Origin of the sequence: Nocardia sp. SYP-A9097 (assembly GCF_009649815.1) — a bacterium.
Taxonomy (GTDB): Bacteria; Actinomycetota; Actinomycetes; order Mycobacteriales; family Mycobacteriaceae; genus Nocardia.
In genome coordinates, this window is sequence record NZ_WJIC01000019.1 from 68,231 (window position 1) to 87,789 (window position 19,559).

15 protein-coding genes and 1 pseudogene are annotated in these 19,559 nt (G+C 66.6%); 10 read left to right on the top strand and 6 right to left on the bottom strand.

Features of this window, described 5'->3' with window-relative positions; translation table 11 throughout:
• Positions 1 to 25 precede the first annotated feature (25 nt).
• Complete coding sequence (locus GFY24_RS29475; RefSeq protein ID WP_153808375.1) at positions 26 to 1,153, bottom strand: AAA family ATPase; 1,128 nt, start codon at positions 1,151 to 1,153, stop codon at positions 26 to 28.
• A gap of 216 nt (positions 1,154 to 1,369) precedes the next feature.
• Between GFY24_RS29475 and GFY24_RS29480 the strand changes: the two genes are divergently transcribed.
• Positions 1,370 to 4,381, top strand: a complete 3,012-nt coding sequence (locus GFY24_RS29480; protein ID WP_153808376.1) for a hypothetical protein — start codon at positions 1,370 to 1,372, stop codon at positions 4,379 to 4,381.
• 64 nt (positions 4,382 to 4,445) lie between these two features.
• On the opposite strand, the gene GFY24_RS29485 is transcribed toward GFY24_RS29480, so the two are convergent.
• Positions 4,446 to 5,027, bottom strand: a complete 582-nt coding sequence (locus GFY24_RS29485; protein ID WP_153808377.1) for a hydrolase — start codon at positions 5,025 to 5,027, stop codon at positions 4,446 to 4,448.
• 200 nt (positions 5,028 to 5,227) lie between these two features.
• Here GFY24_RS29485 and GFY24_RS29490 point away from each other — a divergent pair, with 200 nt between their 5' ends.
• Positions 5,228 to 5,962, top strand: coding sequence for a 2OG-Fe(II) oxygenase (locus tag GFY24_RS29490; RefSeq protein ID WP_228566752.1), 735 nt, complete (start codon positions 5,228 to 5,230; stop codon positions 5,960 to 5,962).
• Positions 5,963 to 6,016: 54 nt separating this feature from the next.
• On the opposite strand, the gene GFY24_RS29495 is transcribed toward GFY24_RS29490, so the two are convergent.
• Positions 6,017 to 6,337, bottom strand: coding sequence for a P-II family nitrogen regulator (locus tag GFY24_RS29495; protein WP_194853066.1), 321 nt, complete (start codon positions 6,335 to 6,337; stop codon positions 6,017 to 6,019).
• 49 nt (positions 6,338 to 6,386) lie between these two features.
• Positions 6,387 to 7,681, bottom strand: a pseudogene (locus tag GFY24_RS29500) (ammonium transporter).
• Positions 7,682 to 7,974: 293 nt separating this feature from the next.
• Between GFY24_RS29500 and GFY24_RS29505 the strand changes: the two are divergent.
• The 7 genes from GFY24_RS29505 to GFY24_RS29535 all read left to right on the top strand — a co-directional run bounded on the left by GFY24_RS29505 (position 7,975) and on the right by GFY24_RS29535 (position 16,864).
• Positions 7,975 to 9,252 (top strand): hypothetical protein, encoded by a 1,278-nt coding sequence (locus GFY24_RS29505; RefSeq protein ID WP_153808380.1) that lies wholly within the window; start codon positions 7,975 to 7,977, stop codon positions 9,250 to 9,252.
• Positions 9,249 to 10,217, top strand: coding sequence for a glutamate ABC transporter substrate-binding protein (locus tag GFY24_RS29510; protein WP_309231492.1), 969 nt, complete (start codon positions 9,249 to 9,251; stop codon positions 10,215 to 10,217). Before GFY24_RS29505 ends, GFY24_RS29510 begins: the two co-directional genes overlap by 4 nt.
• Before the next feature lie 6 nt (positions 10,218 to 10,223).
• The gene (locus tag GFY24_RS29515) at positions 10,224 to 11,402 is read left to right on the top strand and encodes a hypothetical protein (RefSeq protein ID WP_153808381.1); all 1,179 of its coding nucleotides are present in this window, start codon (positions 10,224 to 10,226) and stop codon (positions 11,400 to 11,402) included.
• A gap of 185 nt (positions 11,403 to 11,587) precedes the next feature.
• Positions 11,588 to 13,786, top strand: a complete 2,199-nt coding sequence (locus GFY24_RS29520; RefSeq protein ID WP_153808382.1) for a serine/threonine-protein kinase — start codon at positions 11,588 to 11,590, stop codon at positions 13,784 to 13,786.
• Positions 13,783 to 14,901 (top strand): zinc ribbon domain-containing protein, encoded by a 1,119-nt coding sequence (locus GFY24_RS29525; protein ID WP_309231494.1) that lies wholly within the window; start codon positions 13,783 to 13,785, stop codon positions 14,899 to 14,901. Before GFY24_RS29520 ends, GFY24_RS29525 begins: the two co-directional genes overlap by 4 nt.
• Positions 14,898 to 16,190: a VWA domain-containing protein gene (locus GFY24_RS29530; protein ID WP_309231495.1), complete on the top strand. Its 1,293-nt coding sequence runs from the start codon at positions 14,898 to 14,900 to the stop codon at positions 16,188 to 16,190. The genes GFY24_RS29525 and GFY24_RS29530 overlap by 4 nt, the downstream gene beginning before the upstream one ends.
• Entirely contained in the window at positions 16,190 to 16,864 is a 675-nt protein-coding gene (locus GFY24_RS29535) for an FHA domain-containing protein (protein ID WP_153808383.1), read from the top strand. Before GFY24_RS29530 ends, GFY24_RS29535 begins: the two co-directional genes overlap by 1 nt.
• 80 nt (positions 16,865 to 16,944) lie before the next feature.
• On the opposite strand, the gene GFY24_RS29540 is transcribed toward GFY24_RS29535, so the two are convergent.
• Entirely contained in the window at positions 16,945 to 17,619 is a 675-nt protein-coding gene (locus tag GFY24_RS29540) for a hypothetical protein (protein WP_153808384.1), read from the bottom strand.
• A 614-nt stretch (positions 17,620 to 18,233) separates the two neighbouring features.
• Between GFY24_RS29540 and GFY24_RS29545 the strand changes: the two genes are divergently transcribed.
• Positions 18,234 to 18,515, top strand: a complete 282-nt coding sequence (locus GFY24_RS29545; protein WP_153808385.1) for a hypothetical protein — start codon at positions 18,234 to 18,236, stop codon at positions 18,513 to 18,515.
• A gap of 126 nt (positions 18,516 to 18,641) precedes the next feature.
• Here GFY24_RS29545 and GFY24_RS29550 read toward each other — a convergent pair whose 3' ends face one another.
• On the bottom strand, positions 18,642 to 19,559 hold the full coding sequence (locus tag GFY24_RS29550; protein ID WP_153808386.1) for a D-alanyl-D-alanine carboxypeptidase family protein: 918 nt from the start codon (positions 19,557 to 19,559) through the stop codon (positions 18,642 to 18,644).

Here is a 19,559-nt window from a genome sequence, read left to right on the forward strand (position 1 = left end):
CCTCGGGTCGCGCGCCGCGGCGGGACTATCGCTTGGGCCAATGCCAGGGCGGCTCATCCAGACTCCGCAGACCGTCGACGGTGGTCGCACCGTCCTGTTTGACCAGTTCAATGGTGTGCAGGTCGGGGGCGTGCCCGGCGAGTTCGGCCAGCAGCGCGCGGGCGTGGGTGACCACGACCACCTGGGTGTCCTCGGCGACCCGGGCGATGAGTTCGCCCAGTGGACCGAGCAACTCGGGGTGCAGGCTGGTCTCGGGCTCATTGAGGACCAGCAGTTCGGGCGGGCGGGGTGAGAGCAGCGCGGCGACCAGCAGCAGATACCGCAGCGTTCCGTCCGACAGCTCCGCGGAGCCGAGCGGACGCCAGAGCCCCGGTTGATGCAGCAGCAGTTCGAAACGGCCGTCACGGCTCACTATTTCGAGCTGGCTGCCAGGAAAGGCATGGTCCACGGCCTGATCGAGGCCGACCGCATCACCGATCTCGCGAATCGTCTGCAGCGCCGCCGCACCATCGGAGCCGTCATGCGCGAGCACCATGGTGCGGGTGCCGATCTGCAATCGGCGGGCGGGTGCGTCGATATCGGTGCGTAGATGGTCGTAGAAACGCCAGCCGCGAATCCGCTCGCGCAGCACCAGCAAATCCGGCGCACGCTGCGGGTCGGCCAGCTCGGCCAGCATGCTGTCGAAGGATTTCAGCGGATGCGGGACCATCTCCCAGCCGCCGTGCTGATCGCGCAGGCGGACGACCGGGCCGCCGCGATCGGCCAGTAGCGCGGAGGCGCGCAGTACCGGGCCGGCCCATACCGCCTCGGCTTTGATCTCCGGATCGCGATTGAACATCGAATGTGAGTCCGGTACCGGTACACCCAGATCCGCGGCATAGCCGAAGTCGTCGCCGGCGAAGCCCAGTCGCAGCGCCAGGGGCTCACCGCGTGACGTGCGCCCCGGGCCCGCCCACAGAGTCGAATCCAGTCCGCCTTCGCGGGCCAGTCCGGCAACCGCGCCATTGCGGGAGAACTCCGCGAGTAGTCGGAGCACGCGGTACAGGCTCGACTTCCCGCTGCCGTTCGCGCCGGTAACCACCGTCAGCTGGCCCAGCGGGACGACCACCCGCCGCAGCGACCGATAGTTCTCGACAGCCAGCGCAGTGAGCATCTGCCCACCCTAGCCGGGGTGGGCAATTGGAGAGCTACTTGAAGGTCTCGGCGAGCGTGCACCCACGGCGGTGGATCCGGACAATTCGGTGCAGTGGGTGCACGCTCGGCGCGGCTCCGCCGAAACTCGATTGCCGGGCACGCGGGCGCCTCGTATCGTTCGCCACCGGAGAGGTTCGGCAGAGAATCACCGCAGATAACAAGTGGGAGTTCGAGTTTGGCAGTGCGTTTGGCCTGGGGCGTTATCGCGGACCGGGATCGTGGGGCTTGGCTGGCCGAGACCGGGGAGCGAGTCGATGCCCGCGATCTGGAGCCGACCGCCGGGGCGGCAGTTGTGCTGGGCGACAGGGACAGTTCGGGTGATTCCGTCGCGTCGGCGCGGAAGGTATTGACCGACTTGATCGCGGCCGGTGGCGTTGTTGTCGCCGGGGCCGGAATCGATCTGGGTGCGGGGTTCGTATCCGCGCGGCTCGCGGGAGCGACCGGTGACAGGCGCGATGCGGTGCTCGCGGGGCTGCGGGTGCTCGGGATGAACGACGCCGAGCGGCTGGGCGAGCGAACCGCGACCCTGGTGGCGCTTTTCGGCGTCACCGCCACCAAACCCGTTGGCGCGGCGGCGGAACGGGCCATTGCCGAACAGCGGTGGGCGGCGCTCACGCTGGCATCGGCGGCCGCGGATGTGCTCGGACCGGAGCAGTTGGTGCGGGTGCTGGGCTGGGAAGCGCCCGAGGGCACCGATCCGATTCCCTCGGGTGCGCCGTCCACACTGGCGGCGAATATGCGGCGGGTGCTCGAATCCTATTCGCGGCCGAAGCGTTTGGAGCTGCTGGCCGATCTGTGGCAACAGGTGGGCGAGCGGCAGATCGCCGTGCGTAAACGCAAGCAGCTCATCGAGAGTCAGGATCTGACGATCCACGACGAACTCTGGAGGCGAATCCAGCAGTACGGTGACGAGCGCACGGTGGAGCAGGCCATCGGGCGGCACAGCCAAGAGCCGACGATGATGGATGCCCTGCGCTTCCTGCCGACCTGGGACCGACTCTGGAAACACTGCGCGGAGCGCATGATTCAGGACGTCATTGCCGCGACCGTACTATTGCGCACGGCGCAGGCGGTGCACGAGCATGGAGTCATCGACGGTATTGCCGCCATGCGCGACCAGATCGGCACCGCCGCAGCACTTTTCACCAAGGCCGAAATCAAACGGGCACAACGCCATACACCTGGGCTGATCCACCTACCCGCGCGCCCGGGATGCCAACTCCACGAAATCGACTCCTGGCTACGGCACGGCCAGCCGATGAATGCGGCCTTCGAGCGATTCGTGCACGCGCGAGTCCGCAATGCCCTCGCCTACGGACTGGTGATCGACGACCTCTGCCACAACCTGTTCTGCAGCATAATCCCCGCGGACACCCTGCCCGGCGACGGATGGGATTCCGAATCACTGCAGGCCTGGCGGAATGCCGTGGGGTACAGCGTGATTCGCCCACCCGCCGAATGGCGGCAGAACCCGTACGTACGCGAACCCCCGGCTTTGAACCTGGCCCATCGACTTGCCGAGAACTCCGATGAGGGCGAACGACCCGAGGCGGATCAGCCAGGCGACGCACCTGAACCGGCAGATGTCGTGCGGAGGGCCGCGGCGGGCCAGCCCGGCAACGCACCCGAACTTGTCGCACGGCGGGCCGAGACGACGGTGCGCCTCAGGGGGCAGCAGGACGATGCGGCGGAGCGAGCAGGGGCGGACGAGCGGCCTGAAGTTGGTGAGCGGGCGTCCGATCTGCTTTGGTATGCCGAATTGGGCGATGCGATTGTGCGGGTGCGGGGGTTCGAACAGGCCGACGTGCGGCATGGGTATCGGGTTCCGCATTTCGAGACGAATCCGACTGAACCACAGCCGGATCCGCTGACCCCGCGCATGGATTCGATTCCGCTCGCGGTGGCGGGTGCGGCGCAATTGCTTTCGCTCGGCGCGAACTCTCCAGCGCGGTGCCGGGATTGGGGGCAGCTGCGGGCGGGGCTCATGACCAGCGGTGCGGTGGCCGCGGCGCTCAATAGCGAATTCGAGGTGGCCGAACCGGTTCTAGTGCATGACGGGACGGTGCTGCCCGGAACGTCGGTGCGGATTCAGATTGCCCGCAATGCTTCACGCCTGGCCGAGTGGGCGGACTATATGGGCAATTGCATTGCGGGGCCGTGGTATCAGGATCAGGCGGTGCGCGGGGAGAGCATTCTGCTGGCCTTGCTCGATGAGGGCGACACGATTGTGGTCAATGCCGAGTTGCGAGCGATCAGCCCCGGCTGGCTGGTCGATGAGATTCACGGGCGATTCAATACCGATGCCGATGCCACACTCGAAAAGGCGCTGCGCCATTGGGTTCTCGACCTGCGGGCGGTCGAACCGGACACCGATATCGCCGTGGCCGAACCGCCGGCGCGTGTTCGGCGGGCGAAGCCGAACGCGGTGCGCGAACTCGGTCCGGTACTGCGGGAGGCGGTACAGGCAGCCTTCGAGAGCGCACCCGGAACACTGCGGGTGCTCACCGCCGTGGCCGGCACGGCCGACGCCGATCCGAAAGTGCTTACGGCCCTGCGCCGTTCAACTTCCAGCAGGCTGGAGCAGCTGTGCGGTGAGGCGCTCGACACCAACCGGGTGACACTTCCCGAGCTGTGGGCGGCCGTCGAGAATCGCCGACTCGCCACCGCCCTCAAAGCCCTAGACCCCGCGCTGCTCGCACGGTATTCGCGACTGCAAGCATTGGCTGTCGATGCCCCATTGCCCTCGAAAGTCTTGCGCGAGTTGGTGAAAGCGCCCGAGCTGGCCATGGCGCGGTCCATGGAGCTGGTCTCACTGCGACTGCGCGCCGTGGTGGCGCACATGGCCATGACCGACGATCCCGTATTCGCCCGCGCTCTCACTCGGCGGCCGAGTCCGGAAGTTATCTGCCCATTCGCCATCGCGATCACCGCCGCCGGCAACCGCCCTTACCCGGTCAGCGCGATCTCCGAACCGGGCGCGGTCTCGGTATACGGGTTCCCCGCCACCTCCCTGGCCGACCCGGTGGGTCCGTGGGAACAGCACTTGCCCGCAGCGGCCGAGTTCGGTGACGGCATCGAGCGATTCTGGCAGCAGACCACCGAATCCGGTGTGCTGGTACCGGATTCATGGCTGCGGGCCGGAGGCTGGCAGGGAATTTGGGGTCGCGCCTGGTCCCACACCGATTGATCTCCGAACCTTGAATCCCGGCCAAAAACCTGCCGGGATGACAAGGCGGGCTACCAGGGCGGGGTTAGCGGGTTTCGAGTTCTTTCAGGATTTGGTCGGTGGTGGCTACCAGGCCGAGGCGGGGGAAGATTTTGGTGGTGGTGTGGTCGTGGGAGGCGTGGTCCCGGTCGGCGGTGGCGTCTTCGACTACTACGACGTTGTAGCCGTGTTCGTGGGCGGCTCGGGCGGTGGATTCGACGCCGATGCTGGTGGCGATGCCGGTCAGGACGATTTCGGTAATGCCGCGGCGACGCAGTTGCAGGTCGAGTTCCGTGCCGTGGAAGGCACCCCACTGGCGCTTGGTGATGCGGATGTCGGTGGGCTGGACATCGAGGTCGTCTATGAGCTCGTCCCAGCCTTCGGGGAAGGTCACATTCTTCGGCATGGGGTCGGTGATCCGGCCGGGAGCGACATCCGCGCCGTCGGCCGAGAAGGACACGCGCACCAGGACAACGGGGAGATCCTGGTCGCGGAAGGCGCGGGCCAGGGCGGCGGAGTTCTTCGCGACGACCTCGCTGGTGTGCGGGACGGTCGGCATACCGACGACGCCGCGCTGCAGATCGATAATGACGAGGGCGGTGCGCGGGTCCAGGAGTGTCGAAGGCAAGGGGCGAATCCTATTCCGGGAGTGGGGCTTCAGGGCTCGACGAGGCGGCCGAGCAAGCGCACTGCTCGTCTCCGTCAGACAATCTCGCAAGTTTACCTGTCGATTTTCATACGAAACGCCATGTCCGATAACCGCCGGTGCCGCGCCGCCACCTCCGGCAAATTGAAGCTGCGAATCACCACCCGATGGAAAGGACAACCATGCCGGCGCCGACTGTTCGCTCCGAGCCGACACCGTGGGCGGCCCGCGCCACCGCGCAGAACTGGCCCGCCCTCACCGCCGAACTGGACGAGCACGGGCATGCGCTCATGGGCCCACTGCTGACCCCGGACGAGTGCCACGAACTCGCGGACCTCTACGACAGTGAGCAACACTTCCGCTCCACCATCGACATGGCCAGGCATCGATTCGGCTCCGGACAGTACCGCTACTTCACCCATGACCTCCCGGCGCCGGTGCGCGAACTGCGCGCGGCCCTGTATCCGAAACTGCTTCCCATAGCCCAGGATTGGGCCATCCGACTGCGCCGCCCCGGCACCTGGCCGCCACGCCTGGACGACTGGCTCGCCCAGTGTCACCAGGCCGGTCAGGAGAAATCGTCCCAGATCCTGCTGCGCTACGGACCCGGTGACTGGAATGCGCTGCACCGAGACCTGTTCGGCGACATGATCTTTCCACTCCAGGTCGTGATCGGCCTGGATACTCCCGGCGAGGATTACACCGGCGGTGAGTTCCTCATGGTCGAGCAGCGCCCGCGCGCCCAATCCCGTGGTTCGGCGGTAGCTCTCCCGCAGGGTCACGGCCTCATCTTCACCACCCGGGACCGTCCGATCCGCAGTGTCCGGGGTTGGTCCGCCGCGCCGATGCGGCACGGCGTGAGCACGGTCCGCTCGGGTCATCGCCGCACCCTCGGCCTGGTCTTCCACGATGCCTGAACCGGTTCACAACCTCCGGGCGTCAATCAGCCAGATCTGGATATTGGAGTTCTCCTAGTTCGCGCCGATGCGGTCGATCAGGCGCACCAGGTCGGTGACATCCTCTGTGCGAGCGAGTAATTCGATACGCAGGCCGGAGGACACATCGCTCTCGAAGCGCCGTCCGCGGTAACTCTCGACGCGATTGTCGCGGTCGTCGACCCGGTAGACCTGGGTGACCACCATGCGCCGCACCCCGAAAGTCGCCAGGGCTCTTTTGATCTCGTCGAATAGACTGGGCGGCAGCACCAGCGTAATCAGTTTCGCGTCCGCTCCGCCGCCCGAATCCATGCTGTGGTAGCCGATCGTTCCGCCGAGGTGGAGCGGCGCGGTCATCAGGACTCCTTGCCGGGCGGCTCCGGATCCGCTTGCCGGACAGGCTGTTTCAGCACCCCCGGGAACCGACGAGGGTGTCGTCCGGGTACGCCTCCTCCTCGTGCACGCCGACATCACCGACCTCGAGGACGTCGTCGGGCAGGCGGAGTTTCATGAACAGGCTCAGGAATTTCAGGATCAGGAAGGTGATGAGCGCATCCCACACGATTATGGTCAGCGCCGCACCCGCCTGCCACAGAATGAGTTTCGGGTGATGCCCGTACAGCCAGCCGCCATAAGTCACATCGGCGACGTCACCGCCATTGCCCAGGTACACCTTGATATTCGGATCGGCGAGCACACCGACCAGCAGCCCGTCCGCGAGCCCGGCCACGCCGTGCGTGTGCACCACGCCCAGGGTGTCGTCGACCTTGCGGAACAGCCGGGTGCGGCCGAGTTTGTTCCAGGACAACCACACCATGGTGGAGGCCACCAGGCCGGCGATCATGCCATTGATGGCTCCCAGGAAATTCGGCCGCCGCGCCGGTCCGGCGCACATATCCCAGATGACCCAGGTCAGTACCGCCACCGCGGTGCACAGATTGGTATTGAGTACCGCCAGTGAGGCATCCGCGCCGGAGAAGTACGGATCCCCGCCGTTGAAGCCGTTCCACCCCAGCCACAGAATGCCCGCACCGGCCGCGGCCATGGGCAGGTTGTTGGGTACCGCGCGTTCCCGGTCGCGGGCCAGGCGCGGGCCGATGACCGCCGCCGCCACGAATCCGGTGGTGCCCGCGGCCAAATGGATGACATAGCCGCCGGAGTAGTCGATCGCGCCCATCTGCGACCACCAGCCGCCACCCCACAGCAGAAAGGCATTCACCGAATAGGCCAGAGTCGACCACAGCGGGACGAAGATCAGCCAGACCTTGAACTGATGCGGCCGATCACGCTGCCCAGGAACAACAGTGGCGTGATGGCGGCGAAGACGAACTGGAAGTACGCCAATGTGGTCTGGGAGAAACGGAATTGCGGCATCAGCCCGTCGAGGAGGGGAATCGATGCCCGATCTTGGTTATCGGAGCCGAGGATGGTGTGCGGGTGGCCGATTGCGGCCCGCAGAATTCCAGGACCGATCTGGACGGGTTCGCCGAACCCCATTTTGTAGCCCCACAACACCCATACGACCAGGACCAGGGAGAACCCGGTGAAGGCCATGAGTATGGTGTTGACGGCCCACTTCCGTTGCACGATACCGCCGTACAGGATGGCGATACCGGGAATGCTCATGAGTCCGACGAGTGTTGCCGCTATCAACTGCCAGGCATTGTCGCCGGGGTTCAGCCAATCGGGATAGGGTGACATGATTCTGCGCTACCTCACCGCTGGTGCGGGCAGGCACCGGACCCGCTACCGGCACTAAAGTTCTTGTGGCGTAAGGTGTCTAGCGTCACTTCGGTGAACCAAGTGTTGTGCCGTGAGGTTTCCCGGCTATTACCCTCGGTTAAATCAATATTTCACGCTCCGTTCGGCATTCCGCCCGAGTATTCGAAATGCGTGACCCGGCAATTGATTCCGACTGGTCGGAATGCGATCGACACAGCCCACCGGCTCCCGTACCATCGCCCTACCGGGAGCAGAGCCGGTGAAACGGGGGCATGGGTGTGAGGAGTCGGCTACCGACTGCCATCCGCAATGGTGCGGAGTGGGCGCGACGTTTCGCGCGGACAGCGCCGGGGGTACTGAGCGCGGTGGTTGTCGGACTGGTGGCGCTCAGTCTGGTTTCGGGCCTGGTGTGCGCGAATCAGCTCAGCGAGAAGCGAACTCGGCGAGATACGGTGCTGACGCACTCCGAACCGCTCGCCAATGCGGCGCAGCGGCTGTATGTGGCGCTCTCGGCGGCCGATGCCACGGCGTCCTCGGCATTCCTGTCCGGGAATATCGAATCCCCGGATGTGCGAACGCGATACCGGCAGGCGCTCGCCGATGCGGCAGCCGCACTGGCCGAGGCCACCACGGGGGCGTCCGATCAGCAGACGCGCGAGATCGTGGCGAGTATCTCCGCCGAACTGCCCACCTACACCGGTTTGGTGGAGGCGGCGCGGGCCAATAACCGGCAGGGGCTGCCGGTGGGTTCGGCGTATCTGAAGCAGGCGTCATCGCTCATGCAGAGCTCGGTGCTGCCCAATGCCGAACGGCTGCACGCGAATCGGCTCGCGCACCTGCGGTCGGACCAGCGCGATATCTCCACGCTGCCGGTGCTGAGCGTGATCATGCTGCTGGTGCTGCTGCTGGCTTTCGCCGCCGGATCGGTGGTGCTGCTGCGGCACACCAATCGCCGATTCAATCTCGGTGTGGGCGCCGCCGCGGCCGCGACGGTCGTGGTGCTGCTGTGGATAGTCACCGCTTCGATCATCGCTACCGGGGTGATCGATACCGGATCCAAAGGTGCGACCGCGCGCTTCGAAACCCTCGCCAAGGTACGGATTCTCGCACAGCAGGCCCGCACCGAGGAGACCATGCAGCTCATTATTCGCGGTGATATCGGCGAGAGTGAGAACCGGTTCGGCCGCAAGATCAATGAGTTGCGCGACGATCTGACCACGGTGACGGAGGCGAATTCGACTGCCGCTACGGCCTTCTCCAGCTGGCAGGCCGGGCACGTCGCGGAGGTCAAGGCGTATCAGGCCAATGACTACAACGGTGCGGTGGCCCAGGCCATCGGTGTCACGCCTGAGAGTTCGGCGATCCGCTTCGCCGCCCTCGACGAGGCCTTGCGCACCGAACTCGACCGCACCCGGCAGGAGGTCCGCGATGGTGTGGACGGTGCCGGAGACGCGTTCCTACTCAGCCAGTTCGGCAGCCTCGCCCTGCTGATCGCGGCGGCGGTTGCCACGGCGGGCGGCATCTGGCCGCGATTGAAGGAGTTCCTGTGAGCGCGCGCCTGCGAATGCTGTTGCTGGCCGCCGTGGCCGTGCTCGCCGCCGGATGCGGGCAGACCGCGGCGTCCACGCCCATGCAATTGCCCGCCGAGAATCTGCTGCCGCCGGGTGCGTCGACCATTGCCGGCGCGCCCGATCAGCGCGGTTCGGGCTGCGGTGATCCGGTCGCGAGCCTGCGGCCCGCAGCGCAGCCGAGTCCGGGAAATATGCCGGGTGGTTCCGCCATGGCGAAGATTGTGCAGAATGGCAAGCTGCGCGTCGGGGTGGATCAGAACTCGTTCATGTTCGGTTTCCGCAATCCCGCCACCGGGCAGATCGAAGGTTTCGATATCGATATCGCCCGGGAGATCGCCCGCGATATCTTCGGTGATCCGGATCGAATCGAACTGCGCCCCATCGTCTCCGCGCAGCGCGTCTCGGCACTGCAGAACGGGGACGTCGACATTGTGGTGCAGACCCTCTCGCCGACCTGTGAACGCCGCAAGAGCATCGAATTCTCCACCAGCTACTTCGAATCCGATCAGCGGCTGCTGGTCGCGAACAACTCCGGGATTCACTCCACCGCGGATCTGGCGGGCAAACGAATCTGCGGCGTCAATGGCACGATTACGCTCGGACCCATCCTCGCGCTGCCGCAGAAGCCTACCGTTATTGCCATGAACAACTGGCTGGACTGTCTCACCGCGCTGCAGCAGGCGCAGGTCGACGCCGCCAGCACCGATATCCCGATCCTGTACGGCCTGCAACAGCAGGATCCGAATCTGCAAGTGGTGGGTGAATCGATGGCGGTGGACACCTATGCGGTGGGAATCGGGCAGAACGCGAAGGATCTGGTGCGCTTCGTCAATGGCGTGCTCGAGCGGGTGCGGGGTGACGGCACCTGGCAGCGGTTGTACAACAATCGGCTGAACGCGCTCGGACCGATGCCCGCACCGCCCGCGCCCAAATATCTGGGGTGAGCGGCCATGCCCGAGAATTCCTTCATTCTCTCGGTCGCGGAGATCGACCGCGATATCGCCGAGCGCGAACGCGAAATCGACGCCATTGCCGCGACGCTGTACGAACTCGACAAGCATCCCGGATTGATACTGCTGCGCCGATTCCCGCCGACCGGGGTCACCGAAACTCGCTGGGCTCCCGCGCGCGCCGCCATGGATCTGCTGTGGGAGGACTTCGGTCGACTACGCACGATTCTGGAGCAGGCGCATGCGGTGCGCATGCGACGCCGGCTGGAGGCGCTGGATCGGGAAGAGTTGACGGTGATTCTGCGCGGACAGCCGATGGAGGTGGCGCGTACCGCGATTCCACTCGCGCAACGGTCGCTGATGGGCCCGGGTGAGGTGATCGTGCGGGTCGGATTCACCGAATTGGTGGCGCGTATGCACGAGGGGTTTCCGTGCATTGTGGAGGTGCTCGACGCGGTGGACGCCGTGAACGGCCGCGTCATGTCCGAAATCGCGCCGCTGCGTACCGAACTCGACCGGATCGGGACGGGATTACCCGAATTGCGGGCACTCTCCGATGATCTCGACGAACTCTCGGCGCGTGCCGCGGGCGATCCGCTCGCGCTGCCCGTCGCCGAAATCGACCGGCGCATAGCGGAACTCGGTAGGCGAATGCGTGAGGCGGCGACCCTGCGCGCCGAATTGGCCGCCATGATCGCCGATTGGGATGGTGCTATTTCGCGCATTCGCACGCAGGTGGAGACGTTGCGCAAAATCTATGAGCGCACGCATCTGGCGCGAATTGCCGTGGAGCGCACCATACTTACCAGCCAGCTTCCCGAACACGCCGATGACAGTGCGGTATTCGGCTCCGAACTGACCACCCTGGATGCCACTCCCCCGGATCCGTCCGCGCTCTGGGATCTGCGGCGCCGGGTGACCGCGGCCCTGGCCGCCGCCGGCGAGGCCGAGCAACTGGTCCAGGGCCTGCTGGACCGGCGCGCCGAACTCCGCGGCCGGCTCTCCGCCTACCGCGCCAAAGCCGCCCGCCTCGGCGTGAGCGAAGATCGAGAAGTACTGGCCTCCAGCCGCATAGCCGCGGGCCTGCTCACCCGCAAACCCTGCGACCTGGCGGCCGTCACCCGCGCCATTACCGACTACCGGCAGCTCATCGCCCAGAAAACGGGGAGACGACCGTGACCTGCACCGAACCGGGCTGCACCGGGACCATAGAAGACGGTTACTGCACCGTCTGCGGGACCGCACCGTCGGCCGCCGCAACGGTAAATTCCGGAGCCACCGGACCTGCGGCCTGCGCCGAACCCGGTTGTGGCGGAACCATTTCCGATGGGTACTGCGAGGTTTGCGGTACCGCGCCTTCGGCGATGGCGACTGGCGGTGGGCCGTCCACCTCATCGGCGGGGAGTACTGCGACCAGTCGGGGGTCCGGGATAACCGGGGCATTTACTACCGGTGGGACGCGCAGCAGTATTCGGACCGGCAGGACCGGGTCGTCCGGGGGTACGCGCGGGCGGCTCGGGGCGGGGATGGTGCAGGTGCCGGCGGTCGCGCCGATCGATCCCGCCTCGGCGGTGATGGCCGATCCGGTGGTGCCGGAGAGTCAGCGGTTCTGTGGCAAGTGTGATCGGCCGGTGGGGCGGAGTCGCGCCGATCAGCCGGGGCGGAGTGAGGGGTTCTGCGGGCATTGCCGGACGCAATTCTCGTTCACGCCCAAGCTGGTTCGCGGTGAAGTGGTCGGCGGGCAGTACGAGGTACTGGGGCCGCTGGCGCACGGCGGGCTGGGGTGGATCTATCTGGCGCTCGATCACAAGGTGAATGGTCGGCCCGTCGTATTGAAGGGCCTGCTCAATACCGGTGATGCCGATGCCATGCGGGCGGCGGTGGCCGAGCGGCGCTTCCTGGCACAGGTCGATCACCCGAATATCGTGCGCATCTACAACTTCGCCGAGGACACCGGTCCCGATGGTGAACCGGTCGGCTATATCGTCATGGAGTACGTCGGCGGTACCTCGCTGAAGCAGATTCTGCGGCGGCGGCGCGATGTCGACGGTGTCTGGCTACCGCCCGCGCAGGCCATCGCCTACATTCTCGAGGCGCTGCCCGCGCTCGGCTATCTGCACTCGCGCGGCCTGGCCTACTGTGATTTCAAGCCCGACAATGTGATGCAGACCGAGGAGCAGCTCAAGCTCATCGACCTCGGCGCGGTCATCGCCATGAACGATGAGCACAGCGCCATCTACGGCACGCCCGGATATCAGGCTCCGGAGGTCGCCGAGACCGGGCCCACCGTGGCCTCGGAGGTCTACACCATCGGCCGTACCCTCGCGGTGCTGCTGCTCAAGGTGCCGCAGGAACACGGCCGTCTCGGTCCGCTGCCCGGGCCGGAGTTCGAACCGGTGCTGGCCCGGCATCCGTCGCTGTACCGATTCCTTTTGCGCGCAACACATCTCGATCCTTTAGAGCGGTTCAGCGGCACCGACGAGATGACCGATCAGCTCACCGGCGTGCTGCGCGAGGTACTCGCCGCCGAGGACGGTCTGCCGCGCCCGGGTCTGTCCACCCGTTTCGGGCCGCCGCGCGCGGTCTTCGGCGTCGGTGACACGCTGCCGGACGATCCGGTGAAAATCATTGCGGCGCTGCCGGTTCCACTGGTCGATCCCAATGACAGCGGTGCGGCACTGCTGGCAAGTCTGGGTGCGGGCAACCCGCAGGAACTCGAGCGCGATATCGCGGCGGGGCTGCGGTCGGTGGTGACGGGCAAGGACGAGTCGGCGGAGATTCCGCTGCGCCTGATCCGGGCCGCGCTGGAGTACGGCGACGCACCGGACGCGCTGCGGCGCATCGAGGAGATGGAGCAGAACCTCGGCGGCGATTGGCAGCTGAGCTGGTTCCGCGGTCAGGCGCATCTGCTGCACCGGGATTGGCTCGCCGCGGCGGCCGAATTCGATGCCCTCTACACCGCCCTGCCCGGTGAGCCCGCACCCAAGCTGGCGCTCGCTGTCACGGCGGAACTGTTGGGGCGCAGTGGATCCCAGCCCGATCCCGAGCCCGCGCTGCGCGAGGCCACCCGCTACTACGAGGCCGTCTGGCGCACCGATCACTCGTACACCAGCGCCGCCTTCGGCCTGGCCCGGCTGCGCCGCTCGGCCCGTGATCGCGATGGTGCGGTGGCCGTACTGGATCAGGTGGATCCCGCTTCGGCGGTGTATACCGAAGCCGGTGTGGCGGCTGTGGATACGCTGCTCAGTGTGGAACGCCAGGGCGAGCTCACCGAACACCTGCTGCGCGATGCGGGCCGGCGGATCGAGAAGCTCGGGCTGGATTCCAAACGCCGGTCCGCCCAGGCCCGGCTGCGCGTACTCGATGCAGCGCTGTACTGGCTGCGCCTTGGACGCGTGCCCACCGATCACGCCCCATTGCTGGGGGTGACGCTCGACTTACAGGGGGTGCGTACCGGTTTGGAACGCTGCTATCGCGATCTCGCGCATGAAACCGATGACTGGTGGGAACGTATCGCCCTGGTGGAACAGGCGAATGCCGTCCGCCCGAGGACCACGCTGTGACCGCCCGCTGCCCGGCCTGCGGCACCTTCGCCGCGGAGAGCGACCGGTTCTGTGAGGAGTGCGGGCGCCAGCTCGGCGTGCAGCGCATCGCCCTGCCGCCGATTTCGGCGCCGACGGTGGCCAGCGACAATACCCGGCCAACCAGTCTGGCGCGGGCGGCTACCGGGACCGTCGCGCGGTACAGGGGGACCACGCTCTCGCACGATTCGGAGGCTCCGCCGGCCTGTGATGGTTGCAGCGGGACGCATTTCGATGGTGACGGGTTCTGCGTGGTGTGCGGTCAGCGGGGCCGGGAACACGATCGGTTCGAGGCGGATCTCGGGTCGGCCGTGCTGGTCACCGATCGCGGAAATGTGCACGCGCACAATGAGGACGCGGTCGCCGCGGCCGTGCTGGAGAGCGCGAATCCGGGCACGCCGCCCGCGCTGGTGATCTCGGTGTGTGACGGCGTCTCGACCTCGGAGGACCCGCAGGCCGCCTCCGGTACCGCGGTGCGCACCGGGGTGGACTCCGCTTTGACGGCTTTGGCCGCCGCGCGTCCCGCCGAGGAGGCGATCATGGCCGGGCTGGCCGCGGCCGCGCAGGCGGTGCGCGATATCGGCACACCGGACGGACGCTCTCCCTCTTGTACTTATGTCGGTGCCGTGGTGCAGTTCGACGATGCCGGTGGCGCGCGCCTGACCGTCGCGAATGTCGGTGACAGCCGGGCATATTGGCTCCAGGCCGAGGAGGCCTCGCAACGCCTCACCGTCGACGATTCGCTCGCGCAGGCCATGGTCGAGACCGGTGCCATGGACGAGGCGACCGCCATGGATACCCCGCACGCGCATGTGCTGACCCGCTGGCTCGGCGCGGACAGCGAGAAGCAGTCCTGGTCCGACAATTGCGTGCAGACCCTGCATGTCCGCGCGCCGGGCGTGCTGCTGATCTGCTCCGACGGGCTGTGGAATTACCTGCCCGATGCGGCCGGGCTGACCCAGATCGCCTTGGCCTCAGCACCTTTGGAGGCGGCACGCGCACTGGTGGACCATGCGCTCCAGGCGGGCGGCAAGGACAATATCACCGTCGCGCTCGTACCCGTTCCGTTCTCCGAGCTAATAGGAGAAGCACTGTGAGTTCCCCTGAAACCAAGGGTATTTCGGTTGCTGTCGATCAAAATCCGTATCTCGCCGAGGGTGTGCGCACCATCGACGCCGTTGTGTCGGTGGAGACCACTGATGAGTTGATGGTCGCCGCGCCCGCGCAGGAGCGGGTGGAGATCCTGATCATCGACTGTTCCGGCTCGATGGGTGGCGGCGACAAGTTCGGCGGGGCTCGCCGCGCCACCATCGCGGCCATGGATGTCATTCCGGACGGCACCCGCTTCGCGATTGTCGAGGGCACCGACAAGGCGGAGGTCGTCTACCCCCGCGATGGCGCAACAGCTATCGCGGACAAGCGATCTCGCGCCGATGCCCGGCGCGCCCTGGACAAGCTGCACCCGCACGGTGGCACCGCCATGGGCACCTGGCTGGGTCTTTCCCGGCTCATCGCGCAACGGCATCCGGGTGCGATGGTGCATGCCATTCTGCTCACCGACGGACGCAATGAGCATGAGAAGCCCGAGCAGTTGGCGGCCGAGATCAAAGCCTCCGAACGGATCTTCACCTGCGATTGCCGCGGGGTCGGAACCGATTGGGAGCCAAACGAATTGCGCGCCATCGCGAGTGCGTTGCACGGCACCGTGGATATCGTGAAGACCCCGGATCTGCTCGCCGCCGACTTCGCCCAGATGATGCAAACCTCTCTCGCCAAGGCGATTCCGGAGCTCACGCTTCGGGTGTGGACGCCGGTAGGGGCGACGGTGCGCTTCGTCAAACTGGTCGATCCGGTCATCGAGGACCTCACCGCGCGCCGCACCGCCACCGCCGCTCAGGTCGGCGAGTATCCGCTCGGTGCGTGGGGTGCGGAAGAGCGTGGATACCACGTGCAGATCGAGGTGGAGCCCGCGCCGCCCGGCCGCGAAAAGCTCGCCGCGCGAATCAGTGTCGTGTCCGAGGGCGAGGTACTCGGGCAGGGTCTGGTGAAGGCGGTCTGGACCACCGACACCGACCTCTCGGCCCGCATCAGCCGCCGCGTCGCCCACTACACCGGACAGGCCGAACTGGCCCAGGTGGTGCAGGAGGGCCTGGCCGCGCGCAAACAGGGCGACCTCAACACCGCCACCGCGAAACTGCAACGCGCCGTCCAGCTGGCCAATGAATCCGGCAACGAGAACACGGCAAAACTGCTGAAAGCCGTTGTCGAAGTGGATGATCGGACCGGCACCGTCCGCCTGCGCTCGCGGGTCGACGCCGCCGACGAAATGGCCCTGGACGTCCGCTCCAGCAAAACCGCCCGCGTCCGCAAGGAGGAGGGTTCCTGATGGCCGTATGCCCCGAAGGCCACACCTCCACGGCAACGGACTACTGCGACACCTGCGGCTCACCCATGGGAGCCGGAGCGGCCGGAACACCCACTCCCGCAGCAGGAGTTGCCCAGTGCCCAGCCTGCGGGGCACTCATCGACGGCCGCTTCTGCGAAGACTGCGGCCACGATTCAGCCCTACCGGTCCCGCCCCAGCACGTCCCCGCCCCCACCACGGTGAATCCCGACGCGACCCTACTGAACGCCGAAGCCCCTGCGTCCGTGCAGCTCTGGGTCGCCACCGTCACCGCCGACCCCGACCACTACCACCGGATGATCGCCCAAAAAGGCCCCGACGCCGACCGCGTGGACTTCCCCGACTATTACCCCGCCCGCCGAATCCCCTTACACGGCACCGACATCCTCATCGGCAAACACAGCACCTCCCAGGGCTTGCATCCCGACATCGACCTAGCGATCGCCCCCGCCGACATAGCAGTCTCCCGCTCCCACGCCATCCTCCACCTGAACGCCGAGACCCTAACCGTCACAGACCTAGGCTCCACCAACGGCACCTGCCTGAACGGCACCGACTCCCCCATCCCCCCGAAAACCCCAGTCCCCCTCAAACCGGGCGACCGCATCCACGTAGGCGGCTGGACCACCATCACAATCTCCAGAGAACCCGCCTGACCACCTTGCCATTCGCGGAAGTTGCGCGCATTGCCCGTAGAGCAACGGCCTGAGTTCACCTCCGGCCGTTGATCTTCAGGTCAGAATGCTGCCTGTACCGCCGCGAGCAGGTCGTTGGCGGGTTGGGTGAGTGGGCCGAGTGCGTCGGGGGTGAGCGGGGGCAGGGCCGCGATCGCGGTCCGCAGCGAGGTTACGGCCGTCTTGGTGTCGGGGCTGATCGCGGCGAAGGCATCGGCCGCGACGGGCGTGGGTGGCGGCGGATCGGCCTGGGGCGCTTGGGTGTTCACGATAGGGAGGGGCGCGTCGGCCGGGGCAGTGTTGATGCCGGAGCCCAGGGCGCCACCGACAGATCCGCCGATGACAGCGCCACCGACGAGACCGATCACATCCACGGGGATGGCGACTGCCAGGCCGCCGAGCAGGCACCCGGCCACGCCGCCGACCGCCGCCCCGACCGGGGCGCCCACACCCACGGTCGGGAGAGCGCCCGCGATGCCACCGGCGATCGCGCCGACCGCCGCGCCGACTCCGCATCCCACGATCTCCAGCGGGAAGACCACGACCTTGCCGACGACGGCGCCGATGACTCCTCCGGCCACGGTGGAGGCGGTGCGGCGGTCGGATTCACTGCGGGGGAAGCCGATACCGTCGTACGCGTTGGCGATCTGCCCTTGCACACCGTCCAAGTAGCTCAGGGCTTGGTCGCCGAGCCCCGGGTCGATTCCCTCCGGCAGTTGGACAGTCTCGGATACCAATGGCAGAGAATGGGGATCCGTTGCCACAGTGTGCATTTCAGCGTGTTCGGGGTGAGCCGCAGCAGGCAGGGGAAGATCAGCGGGTTGCGGTGCGGCCGTGCCGGATCCGAACGCGAGCAGCGCGGGCACTGCGGTCAAGACTGCGTAAGCGCGCAGGTCGGACATCGGCACATCCCTCGATCCGGCGAACCACCGTCGAGCCCTCTGGAGCGGACCCGAACCTGCGATGGCCACGCTGCCCGGTGATCTTACTCCGGACTCCTTACCCAACAGGATGATTCGTCGCGACCGGTCCCCACTCGCGCACGGGCCAAGCTTCGATGTGCGCTGGGAAGCCGCCGACAAACCCGACCGATGGCAGCTGGCTGCGGCCCCGGCCCGCGCACGAGTTCGACGCGCAGCGCGCCGATCCGCAAGCGGCAAAGAAATGCGTCCGCAGCACGCCGCCGAGCTGGCACAACACCGCGAGCCGAGAGTCCCCCCGCGCTGAGATGATCTCTGCCCGTTGAGGGTGCGTTGCGCTCCACAGCAAGGTTGCGTCCAGGAATATGGTGTACGGCAGCTGATCAGCTGCTGAGTCTGTCGTAATCCCCGGACAGCAGGGTGGTCACCGCGTGATCCTTCAGAAGCTCGACGAGGATGCTGCCCCTGGGTTGGGGCAACATCCGAGGGATGCGCGGCCGCCGATCGTGCTCGACACCTCCGCTGCAACAGATCTCGGGTATCAGGCGGTCGGTGACTACGCGACCACTGTCACCGACACCATCGACCGACTTGCCTCATCGGCCGTCGCGAGTTCGGATGGCGCCTGGCACCTGCCGCCTATCGACGCGGACTTCCTCGCCGATTCCTTCGCCTACTTTACTGAAGACAGCTACCTCGCGACGCGGCTCTGACACGTCAGATGGCCTGCTGCCCAGCGTGATTCGGCTCCCAGGTCCGGGATAACGGCAGAGTCGTCGGATGGCCGCGGATCAGCCTGGGGTGGGCCGGGATCCGCAGGCGGCCTGTCGGATTCGACGTTAACCGATCGGCAGGGCGCTGAAGATCGGGTCGTAGGCCCAGTTCAGCATGCGCTCGGCGTCTTCCTTTGCGGCGATGCCGGCGCCGGGTGAGCTGTGCAGGACCACACCGATCAGTGGGATTCCTGCTCGGACCGTTTCGAAGAGTAGGCAGGCTCCGGCGGCGTCGGTGGAGCCGGTTTTGATGCCGATGGTGCCGGGGTAGTCGTGCAGCAGCAGGTTTGTGGTCTGCCAGTGGTGTTCGCGGTTGGCTGGGCCGGCGGGCAGATGATAGCTCTGGGAGCCGGCGATCTCACGGAATACCGGCTGGCTCATCGCGCGCAGGCCGAGGGTAACCAGGTTCGCGGGGGTGGAGTAGGTGGAGTAGTCGTCGGGGACCGGGAGGCCGCTGGGGTCGGTGAAATTTGTTGCCGCCAAGCCCATTCCACGGGCGGTGCCGTTCATTTTGGCGATGAAGCCGTCTTGGCCGGGGCCGTAGCCTTCAGCCAGGGCGTAGGCGGCGTCGCAGCCTGAGGGCAGCAACATCGCGTAGAGGAGTTGGCGCGTGGTGAGGACCTCGCCGGCGGCCAGGCTCGCGGTGCTGCCGCCGTACCCCGCGCAGTAGGCGATGCTTTCCTGCGGCACGGTGATGGTGCGGTCGAGGTCGCCGGCATTGATGACGACCAGCGCGGTCATCACCTTCGCGATGCTGGCTATCGGGACCTGGGTGTTCGCCTCCCGCGACCACAACACCGTGCCGACGATTCCGTCTGCCAGGGCTGCCCCTGGCGCCTGTACTCCGTTCGGCTCGCCAGTTGGCCAAGGCAGCGACAGACCGAAGGGGGCGCTCTCGGCCGGGGCAGCCGCGACGCCATTACTGACGGCTATGACCAGCGCACTCGCGACGGCGACCTGCAACAATCGGGCAAATGTCGACAT